Below are 8,667 nucleotides of genomic sequence, written 5' to 3'. Positions count from 1 at the left end.
GTCCGGCACGATCTGCACCGGCACCAGCGCCTGGGACTCGGGCGCCGGCGGAGCGTCGATCCGCGTGCAGAGCTGCTTGCGCCAGCGGAACAGCTGGCTGACGTGCAGGCCCGCCGAGCGCGCCACCTCCGAGACCGTCACGCCCGGCTCCAGGCTCGCCGCGACCAGCCGCTCCTTCTCCGCACGCGACCAGTGCCGCCGCCGCTCAACGGACGTGATCACCTCGACCCGCGGTATCGTCATAGGGCTACTCCTAGGATTACCCCTAGGACCTTCCCACGATCCCGCTATCCCGCAAGGCGGCTCTCACCGGAGGCGTACTCTCCATCCCCCCCCTTCAAATCCCCTGCGACATCCGCGCCTTGCGGGTCGAGGAGAGCTTCATGCCGGGGGCGTGCAGACGGTCCTCCGGGCCGATCCAGGCGTAGGCCAGCAGGCAGGGCTCCAGGGCGGCGGTGGTGATGCGGTGCTCGTGGCTGGAGCGGTTCAGGATCAGCGAGCCGGGGGCGTAGACCGCGGCGTCGTTCTCCGACCAGGAGCCAGCGATCGAGATGTAGCTCTCTTCGATCTCCTGATGGCTGTGTTGCGGATAGGTCGTGTTCGGCGCGAAGAGCACGAAGCCGAGCACCAGGCGCTCGCTGCGCACTGGCCCGCGCGGGCCGAGCACCTCGCAGTAGGCGTACTTGCGGGCCAGCGCCTTGGGGATGCGCTCGTAGCCGTACTCCCAGGTCAGCTCCGGCGTGACCCGCAGCAGGGCGCGCGCCATGTCGCGGACGGCGCCGCGCTTGCCCAGGTCGAGGGCGCGCGGCAGGTAGGCGACCACGGGCTTGGCGGCGGCACACCGCGCGAGGCGACCGCCGGGTCGGCGTCGATGATCGCGGAGAGCGTCTCGCGCACGCGCTTGCGGTGCGAGCGGATCAGCCGGCTGCCGCCGGCCAGGCCGGCCCGGTAGAGCGTGTCGAACTCGCGCAGCAGGTAGAGCCAGTCCGGGCAGTCGTGCAGGCGCTGGGCTGGAGCCGCCGCGCCTTCGGATGTGCCGGCCTCGGCGGCCGCGGTCGCGGTGGTCTCGCTCGCGGACGCTTCCGTCACGGGGCGGAAGACCTGGCGGGCGGTGCGGTCAGGAGGAGGTCGGGCATGGTCAGGCTCCCGCTGGCGTCCGGGGCGGTGGAGGACGGTCGTGCCGCGGCGGCGCCGGGCGGCCGCGGCGGGCTCCAGCTTGGCGCAGGGCGGCCCGGAAAGTCGAGAGGGGCCGGGAATGCCGAGCCGGGGGCCGGACCGGCGCGGCGGCTAAGGTTCGATCTCCAGGATCTCGGCCCGCGGTGCCCCGGGCCCCAGCTCCAGGATTGCCAGGGCGATCGGCAGGCTGAAGCGGCGCGGGCCGGCGCTGCCGGGGTTGAGGTAGAGCACGCCGCCCTCGGTCTCGATGCGCGGCTTGTGGGAGTGGCCGGAGATCACGACCTCGATGCCCTCGGCGGCGGGGTCGAGGGCGAGCTGCTTGACGTCGTGCAGCAGATAGAGCGAGCGGCCGGCGCACTGCACCACCGCCGTCTCGGGAAAGGCCTCCGCCCAGTCGCCGAGGTCGACGTTGCCGCGTACCGCCGTCACCGGCGCCAGCGTCTCCAGTTCCTCGATCACCTCGGGCCGGCCGATGTCGCCGGCGTGGAGGATCCGTTCGACGCCGCTGAGCCGCTCGACCGCCTCGGGGCGCAACAGGCCGTGGGTGTCGGAGATCACGCAGATGCGCATGCTCACTCCTTCTCCGGCAGGCGCATCAGCAGGGGATCGGTCCAGGCCGGGGGCAGGGCGCCGGCCAGCCAAGCGCCGAAGGCGGTCGGCCAGGGAAAGGCGATGCGCGCGCGGTCGCGGGCGAGGCCGCGGCGGATGATCCGGGCGGCGCGCTCGGGGCTCATCAGGAAGGGCATCGGGAAGCTGTTGACCTCGGTCATCGGCGTCGCGACGTAGCCCGGGCAGATCGTCGAGACGGCGATGCCCTCGGGCCTCAGGTGGCCGCGCAGCGCCTCACCCCAGACCTTCACGAAGGCCTTCGAGGCGCAGTAGGCCGGCGCGCCCGGGAAGCCGCGGTAGCCGGCGAGCGAGGCCATGAGGGCGAGCTGGCCCCGGCGCCGCGCCTTCATGCGCTCGATCGCCGGCAGCACGGTCTCGACCAGGCCCTCGACGTTGGTCGCCAGGATCCGCCGGGTCTGCGCGGCGCTCTCGAAGCCCTCGCGGCCGGTGCCGGCCGAGATGCCGGCGTTGGCGATCACGAGGTCGAGGGGCTGCGCCGCGTCGGCCTCGGCGATCCAGGCGTGGAGCCCCTCGCGGTCGGTGACGTCGACGGCCGCAGCGTCGGCCTCGGCGCCGGCGGCCCGGCAGTCGGCGGCGACCGCCTCGAGCCGTCCGGCGTCGCGGCCGCCCAGGGACAGCCGCAGGCCGGGCGCGGCGTAGGCGCGGGCGAGGGCGGCGCCGAGGCCGCTCGAGGCGCCGGTGATCAGGACGTGGCGGGGGTCGGGAAGGCGCGGCGTCATGGCCTCAGCCTCGCGCAGCGGGACCAGGCCGGCAAGGGTGGGCGGCAAGGGCGGGTGGGCGGCAAGGGCGGGTGGGCGGCAAGGGCGGGTGGGCGGCGAGGGGGGGGCGGGCGCCACCGGAAACGTGGGGGTGGCGCCGGGGCGGGCGCCACCCCCGGGGACAGACAAGAGGAAGGATCGAGCGGGCACGCTTGGGGGGATGTGCCTGCCCGGGACGCTCCCGGGGAGCCTGGGGGGAGGCTCCTGTCGGTCCGTCCAGTGCCTAATATGGGACGTTCCGGGCGCGCGTCGCATCACGAGAACGCGAACGGTTGTGAACGGGATGTTTCATTCCCGCTCGCTGGCTAAGGCATTGATCGCGGCGGCCGTGATCGCGCTGCCGCCGCGCCGGCCGTGCAGCGTCAGGAAGGGCACGCCGCGGCTGTCGGCGGCCAGGGCCGCCTTGCTCTCGACCGCGCCGACGAAGCCGACCGGGATGCCGACGATCGCCGCCGGCCGCGGCGCGCCGCCGTCGAGCAGCTCGAGCAGGTGGAAGAGGGCGGTCGGCGCGTTGCCGATCGCGACCACGGCGCCTTCCAGCTCGGGCCGCCAGAGCTCGAGCGCCGCCGCCGAGCGGGTCGTGCCGAGCCGTCCGGCGAGGTCCGGGACCCGCGGGTCGTCGAGGCCGCAGACCACCCGGTTGTCGGCCGGCAGGCGGCTGCGGGTGATCCCCATGGCGACCATGCGGGCGTCGCAGAGGATCGGCGCGCCGCCCTTCAGCGCCGCCCGCGCCCGGACCACGAAGTCCGGCGACCAGGCGAGCCCGGCCGGCAGGTCGGTCATGCCGCAGGCGTGGATCATCCGCACCGCGACCGTCGAGAGGTCGTCGGGCAGGCCCGACAGGTCGGCCTCCTGCCGGATCGCCGCGAAGGAGCGGCGGTAGATCTCCGCGCCGTCCCGGATGTAGTCGAAGGCCATTGCCGCTTCCTTCCGCGCTGCCGCGCCCGGTCATAGCGGGGCCGGCCGGCGGCGGGCAACAGGCATGGCCGGAACGGCCGCCGGCCGCATCGGCTTGTCCGGCTCCGGGCCAGCCGATAGAGTGCCGCACCTTTCCCGCCAGCCGCCGAGAGTCCCCTTTGCCATGGCCGCGCCGCTTTCCTCGATGACCGGTTTCGCACGCGTCGACGGCGGCGACGGCGGCATGACCTGGACCTGGGAGCTGAAGAGCGTCAACGGCAAGGGCCTGGACCTGCGCTGCCGCCTGCCGGCCGGCTGGGACGCGATGGAGCAGCCGCTGCGCCAGAAGGCGGCGGCGCGGCTCCGGCGCGGCAACGTCCAGGTCGGCTTCCAGTACGCCAGCGCCGCCGCCCGCGCCCGGCCGCGCATCGACGCCGAGGCCTTCGCCGAGCTCTACCGCCAGGCCGTCGACCTCGCCCAGTCGATGAAGCTGCCGCGCCCGGAGTTCGAGACGATCCTGGCGCTGCGCGGCGTCGTCGAGGTCGCCGAGGAGCCCGACGATCCCGAGACCCGCGAGGCGCGCCTGGTCGCGGCGCTCGCCGACTTCGACAAGGGGCTGGAGCGCCTGGCTGCCGACCGCGAGGCCGAGGGCGCGCGCCTCGGCGCCGTCGTCGAGGGCCACCTGGCCGAGGTCGCGGGGCTGGTGGCGCGGGCCCGGACGCTGGCCGTGACTCAGCCCGAGGCGCTGCGCGCCCGGCTCAAGGAGCAGGTCGAGGCGCTGCTGCAGGCGAGCCCGGCCCTGTCCGAGGAGCGCCTGGCCCAGGAGGCGGCGCTGCTCGCCACCAAGGCCGACATCCGCGAGGAGCTGGACCGCCTGGACGGCCACGTCGAGGCGGCCCGGGCGCTGCTCGCCGAGGGCCAGGCCGTCGGCCGGCGCCTCGACTTCCTCTGCCAGGAATTCGGCCGCGAGGCCAACACCCTCTGCTCCAAGTCGAGCGACCTCGATCTGACCCGCCTCGGGCTCGACCTCAAGGCGGCGATCGACCGCCTCAAGGAGCAGATCCAGAACCTGGAGTAGCCGCTCGTGGCCAGACGGACTGCGCGCTTCCGCCGGCGCGGGCTGATGTTCGTGCTGTCGTCGCCCTCGGGCGCCGGCAAGACGACGATCTCGCGCAAGCTGCTCGAGGACGACGACAACCTGCAGCTCTCGATCTCGGCGACGACCCGCCCGAAGCGGCCGGGCGAGCGCGACGGGATCGACTACCACTTCGTCGACCATGCCGCCTTCGAGCGCATGGCCCAGGGCGGCGAGCTGCTGGAGCACGCCGTCGTCTTCGGCAACCGCTACGGCACGCCCCGTGGGCCGGTCGAGAAGGCGCTGGCGGCCGGTCGCGACGTGCTGTTCGACATCGACTGGCAGGGCACCCAGCAGGTCTATTCGAAGATGCCCGACGACGTCGTCCGGGTCTTCATCCTGCCGCCGTCCATCGAGGAGCTGGAGCGGCGCCTGCACACGCGGGCGCAGGACAGCGACGAGGTCGTCGCCCAGCGCATGGCCAAGGCCGCCGACGAGATGAGCCACTACGACGCCTACGACTACATCATCGTCAACGAGCAGGTCGAACGGGCGGTCGTCGAGGCCAAGGCGATCCTGACCGCCGAGCGCCGACGCCTGAAGCGCCTGATCGGCCTCGATTCCTTCGTCAAGCAGCTGCGCGGGGAAGGGTAGGGAGCTCTCCGTCTGCTCGCCCATTGGCTTCATGGTGAGCCTGTCGAACCTTGGAGCCAAAGCGCCACCGCCCGGGCCGGCTTCGCTCCGCCCTTCGACGGGCTCAGGACGAAGCGAATTGGGGCTCGCGATCCTACCCCGCCGCCCGCAGCACCTCGGCGAGCGCGCAGAACTGCGCCACGCCCAGCTCCTCGGCCCGGGCCGTCTCGGCGATGCCGCAGGCGGCGAGCAGGGGCAGGGGATCACGGCCCAGGCTCTTCAGCGACTGGCGCAGCATCTTGCGGCGCTGGCCGAAGGCGGCGGCGGTGACGCGCTCCAGCACGGCCGCCTCGGCGGGCGCCAGCGGCCGCGGCCGCGGTGTCAGGCGGACGACGCTGGAGACGACCTTGGGCGGCGGCGTGAAGGCGCGCGCCGGCAGGTCGAACAGCGCATCGACCTCGCAGAGCCACTGGGTCATCACCGCGAGCCGGCCGTAGGCCTTGCTGCGCGGCGTGGCCGAGAGCCGCTCGGCGACCTCCTTCTGGAACATCAGGGTCAGCGACTCGAAGGCCCCGGGATCGCGCGCCAGCGCCGCCAGCCAGCCGAGCAGCAGCGGGGTCGCGACGTTGTAGGGCAGGTTGGCGACGATCCGGCGCGGCGCCTTGCCGAGCGTCTCGGCGGCGACGGTCAGGGCGTCGGCCTCCAGGACCTCGAGCCGGCCGCCGCTGGCCGCGGCGATCTCGGCGAGGGCCTCGCGGCAGCGCTCGTCGCGCTCGATCGCGACGAGCCGGCGGGCGCCGGCCAGCAGCAAGGCGCGGGTCAGGCCGCCGGGGCCCGGGCCGACCTCGATCGTCGTGCCCCGCGACAGGTCGCCGGCGCTGCGCGCGATGCGGCCGGTCAGGTTGAGGTCGAGCAGGAAGTGCTGGCCCAGCGACTTGCGCGCGCCCAGGCCGTGGCGGGCGATGACCTCGCGCAGCGGCGGCAGCGCCTCCAGCGCGCCGGCCCCGGGGGCCGGCGGGGCCGCGGTCTCAGGCAAAGGCGGTGGCGCCGGAGCGCGGCGCCGGCGGCCGCTCGCCGGCACGGGCGCGCGCCTCGGCCATGCTGCCGGCGAGGCGCAGGGCGGCGATCAGGCTGGCCGGGTCGGCCTTGCCGCTGCCGGCGATGTCGAGCGCGGTGCCGTGGTCCGGCGAGGTGCGCACGAAGGGCAGGCCGAGGGTGACGTTGACCGCGCCCTCGAAGTCCAGGGTCTTGACCGGGATCAGCGCCTGGTCGTGGTACATGCAGAGCGCGGCGTCGTAGCGGCGGCGCGCAGCGGCGTGGAACAGCGTGTCGGCGGGCAGCGGCCCGACCGCCTCGACGCCGCGATCGCGCAGCTCGGCGACCGCCGGGGCGACGGTCTCCAGGTCCTCGGCGCCCATGGCGCCGCCTTCCCCGGCGTGGGGATTGAGGCCGGCGACGGCGAGGCGCGGCCGGGCGATCGCGAAGTCCCGGGCCAGCGCCGCCGCCGTGATCCGCCCGGCCTGGACGATCGCCGCGCTCGTCAGCGTCTCGATGGCGCGCCGGAGCGAGAGGTGCACCGTGACCGGCACGACGCGCAGCTCCGGGCAGGCCAGCATCATGATCGGCACCGCGCCCTCGCCGGCCAGCTCGGCCAGGAACTCGGTGTGGCCCGGATGGCGGAAGCCGGCCTCGTAGAGCGCTGACTTCTGGATCGGGTTGGTGACCACGGCGCCGGCGCGGCCCTCCCGGACCAGGGCGACGGCGCGGCGGATCGAGTCCAGCACGGCGCCGGCCGTCGCCGCCGAGGGCCGCCCGGGCAGAGCCTCGACCGGCGCGTCGAGCGGCAGCACGGGCAGGGCGCGCGGCCAGGCCGCGAGCGCCTGCTCGGGCCCGGCGATCGTCTCGACCGGGACCGCCAGGCCGAGCCGCCCGGCCAGGGCGGCGAGGCGCCGGGGATCGTCGATCAGGAAGCAGGGCGGCAGGCGCTCGGCGTCGCGCCTGAGCCAGGCGGCGAGCGCGATCTCGCCGCCGATGCCGGCCGGCTCGCCCATGGTCAGGGCGAGCGGCAGGCGGGCGTCGGCCGGGGCGGCGGGCATCACACGCGGATGTCGATGTTCGCCGCGCGGCGCAGGTCGCGCAGGTAGCGCTGGGTCTCCAGCTCGACCTTCTGCTGGGTCAGCCGCTCGGTGATCTGGTCGCGGCCCAGGCCGTCCTTCTGCTCGCGCAGGCAGACCACCAGCACGTTGGCGGCGCCGTTGGCGACGATCGGCTGGCTCGGCTGGCCGATCGGCAGCTTGCTGACCAGGTCGCGGACCGAGGCCGGGATCTGCTCCATGGTCAGGTCGCCGGCGCTCTCGGAGGTCTGGCCGCCGACCTTGGCCGCGATCGCGTCGGCCTGGGCGCAGCTCTGGATGTTCTTGGTCTGGCGCGCCGCCTCGGCGACGGCGGCCTGCTCCTGGCCCGGCTGCACCGGGATCGCGATCCGGCTCAGGCGCAGCCTGGTCTCGCCGGAGCCCTCGCCGCCTTTGCGGCGGTCGCGCAGCAGCACGATGTAGTAGCCGGAGACCGAGCGGATCGGCCCGACCATTTCGCCGGGCTTCATCTTGGCGACCTGGGCCGCGACCTCGGGCGCCAGCTCCTTCTGCAGCAGCCAGCCGAGGTCGCCGCCGACCGAGGCGGTGGCCGCCTGGGAGAACTGGCGGGCGACCTCCGAGAAGGTCGCGCCCTGGCGGATCTGCTCGATCAGCCGCTCGGCCGTGCTGCGCACCTCGGCTTCCTGGTCGGCGTTGTCGAAGCTGAGGAAGATCTCGGCGACGCGCACGACCTCCTGGCCCTCGCCCTCCTTCAGGCGGGCCAGCAGGTCGGTGACCTCGTCCTCGCCGACCTGGATCTTCGGGCGGATCCGGCGGTCGATCACCGCCCGCCAGGTCAGCGCCGCCCGCACCTGCTGCTTCAGGGCCTCGGGCAGGATGCCGGCCTTCTTCATGACCTCCGCGAACTGCTCGGGAGCCATTCTGTTGTTCTTGGCGATGCGCGTGAAGGCGTCGTCGACCGCCTCGTCGGGCACCGAGATGCCCAGGCGCTTGGCCTCCTGCATCTCCAGCCGCTCGTCGATCAGCTGGCGCATCACCGGGCGCAGCAGGCGCTGGCGCGTCTCGGGGGTGTCCTTGACGCCGGCACCGGCCATGGCGATGCGCAGGCGCATCTCCAGGTCGAGCTGCGAGACGATCTCGTCGTTGACCACCGCTGCGGCGCGCATGACCTCCTCGGCGGCCGCCGGGCGGGGTGCTTCGGTCAGCGCCGTGGCGGCCAGCGGGGCCGCGAGCAGGGGCAGCAGCAGAAGGCGGAGCAACAGGCGGCGGACCGTCATCGGATCGGCTTTCGATGGTCTCGGCAGGGTCTCGGGCCCTGGTCTACGGGGCGGACCGGGCGGACGCAAGAATAGGCTGCCCTCGCCCCCCGCGACAATGCGGGCGAGACGGGACAAATCGCGGCAGC

At 74.2% G+C, this 8,667-nt stretch carries 11 protein-coding genes; 2 read left to right on the top strand and 9 right to left on the bottom strand.

From position 1 onward, the window contains the following. The 6 genes from tnpA to B9O00_RS30930 all read right to left on the bottom strand — a co-directional run. A partial coding sequence (gene tnpA, locus B9O00_RS30950; protein ID WP_143596425.1) for an IS66-like element accessory protein TnpA occupies positions 1 to 243 on the bottom strand: 243 nt, incomplete at its 3' end. Between the two features lie 94 nt (positions 244 to 337). Beyond that, positions 338 to 823 (bottom strand): dimethylsulfonioproprionate lyase family protein, encoded by a 486-nt coding sequence (locus tag B9O00_RS33600; RefSeq protein WP_200808720.1) that lies wholly within the window; start codon positions 821 to 823, stop codon positions 338 to 340. Then, positions 730 to 1,089, bottom strand: coding sequence for a hypothetical protein (locus B9O00_RS33595; RefSeq protein WP_200808719.1), 360 nt, complete (start codon positions 1,087 to 1,089; stop codon positions 730 to 732). The genes B9O00_RS33600 and B9O00_RS33595 overlap by 94 nt, the downstream gene beginning before the upstream one ends. Positions 1,090 to 1,287: 198 nt before the next feature. Continuing rightward, positions 1,288 to 1,746, bottom strand: a complete 459-nt coding sequence (locus tag B9O00_RS30940) for a metallophosphoesterase family protein (RefSeq protein WP_085127138.1) — start codon at positions 1,744 to 1,746, stop codon at positions 1,288 to 1,290. A gap of 2 nt (positions 1,747 to 1,748) precedes the next feature. After that, positions 1,749 to 2,525 (bottom strand): SDR family NAD(P)-dependent oxidoreductase, encoded by a 777-nt coding sequence (locus B9O00_RS30935; protein ID WP_085127136.1) that lies wholly within the window; start codon positions 2,523 to 2,525, stop codon positions 1,749 to 1,751. A gap of 327 nt (positions 2,526 to 2,852) precedes the next feature. Further along, positions 2,853 to 3,482 carry a precorrin-8X methylmutase gene (locus tag B9O00_RS30930; RefSeq protein ID WP_085127134.1) on the bottom strand — a complete coding sequence of 210 codons (630 nt, stop codon included), beginning with the start codon at positions 3,480 to 3,482 and terminating at the stop codon, positions 2,853 to 2,855. A 163-nt stretch (positions 3,483 to 3,645) separates the two neighbouring features. Between B9O00_RS30930 and B9O00_RS30925 the strand changes: the two genes are divergently transcribed. Continuing rightward, the gene (locus B9O00_RS30925) at positions 3,646 to 4,539 is read left to right on the top strand and encodes a YicC/YloC family endoribonuclease (protein WP_218822982.1); all 894 of its coding nucleotides are present in this window, start codon (positions 3,646 to 3,648) and stop codon (positions 4,537 to 4,539) included. A gap of 45 nt (positions 4,540 to 4,584) precedes the next feature. Further along, a complete protein-coding gene (gmk, locus tag B9O00_RS30920; protein ID WP_085127132.1) occupies positions 4,585 to 5,190 on the top strand; it encodes a guanylate kinase in 606 nt (201 codons plus the stop codon). 133 nt (positions 5,191 to 5,323) lie between these two features. On the opposite strand, the gene rsmA is transcribed toward gmk, so the two are convergent. Genes rsmA through B9O00_RS30905 form a run of 3 tightly spaced genes read right to left on the bottom strand, consistent with a single transcriptional unit; the run spans position 5,324 to position 8,539 of the window. Beyond that, positions 5,324 to 6,205, bottom strand: a complete 882-nt coding sequence (gene rsmA / locus B9O00_RS30915) for a 16S rRNA (adenine(1518)-N(6)/adenine(1519)-N(6))-dimethyltransferase RsmA (RefSeq protein WP_218822981.1) — start codon at positions 6,203 to 6,205, stop codon at positions 5,324 to 5,326. Then, entirely contained in the window at positions 6,198 to 7,265 is a 1,068-nt protein-coding gene (gene pdxA / locus B9O00_RS30910; RefSeq protein WP_085127129.1) for a 4-hydroxythreonine-4-phosphate dehydrogenase PdxA, read from the bottom strand. The genes rsmA and pdxA overlap by 8 nt, the downstream gene beginning before the upstream one ends. Next, positions 7,265 to 8,539, bottom strand: coding sequence for a peptidylprolyl isomerase (locus B9O00_RS30905; RefSeq protein ID WP_085127127.1), 1,275 nt, complete (start codon positions 8,537 to 8,539; stop codon positions 7,265 to 7,267). Before B9O00_RS30905 ends, pdxA begins: the two co-directional genes overlap by 1 nt. Positions 8,540 to 8,667: the final 128 nt, after the last annotated feature.

It is taken from the genome of Tistlia consotensis USBA 355, assembly GCF_900177295.1.
Taxonomy (GTDB): Bacteria; Pseudomonadota; Alphaproteobacteria; order Kiloniellales; family DSM-21159; genus Tistlia; species Tistlia consotensis.
Note: the sequence above shows the minus strand (reverse complement) of the source record. Positions and strands in the feature narration are given on the sequence as shown.

Bases quoted from the DNA above. Each gene is read 5' to 3' on its own strand.
- pdxA (WP_085127129.1), bottom strand. From the start codon at position 7,265: ATGCCCGCCGCCCCGGCCGACGCCCGCCTGCCGCTCGCCCTGACCATG.
- gmk (WP_085127132.1), top strand. From the start codon at position 4,585: ATGTTCGTGCTGTCGTCGCCCTCGGGCGCCGGCAAGACGACGATCTCG.
- B9O00_RS30940 (WP_085127138.1), bottom strand. From the start codon at position 1,746: ATGCGCATCTGCGTGATCTCCGACACCCACGGCCTGTTGCGCCCCGAG.
- B9O00_RS30930 (WP_085127134.1), bottom strand. From the start codon at position 3,482: ATGGCCTTCGACTACATCCGGGACGGCGCGGAGATCTACCGCCGCTCC.
- B9O00_RS30935 (WP_085127136.1), bottom strand. From the start codon at position 2,525: ATGACGCCGCGCCTTCCCGACCCCCGCCACGTCCTGATCACCGGCGCC.
- B9O00_RS30905 (WP_085127127.1), bottom strand. From the start codon at position 8,539: ATGACGGTCCGCCGCCTGTTGCTCCGCCTTCTGCTGCTGCCCCTGCTC.
- B9O00_RS30925 (WP_218822982.1), top strand. From the start codon at position 3,646: ATGGCCGCGCCGCTTTCCTCGATGACCGGTTTCGCACGCGTCGACGGC.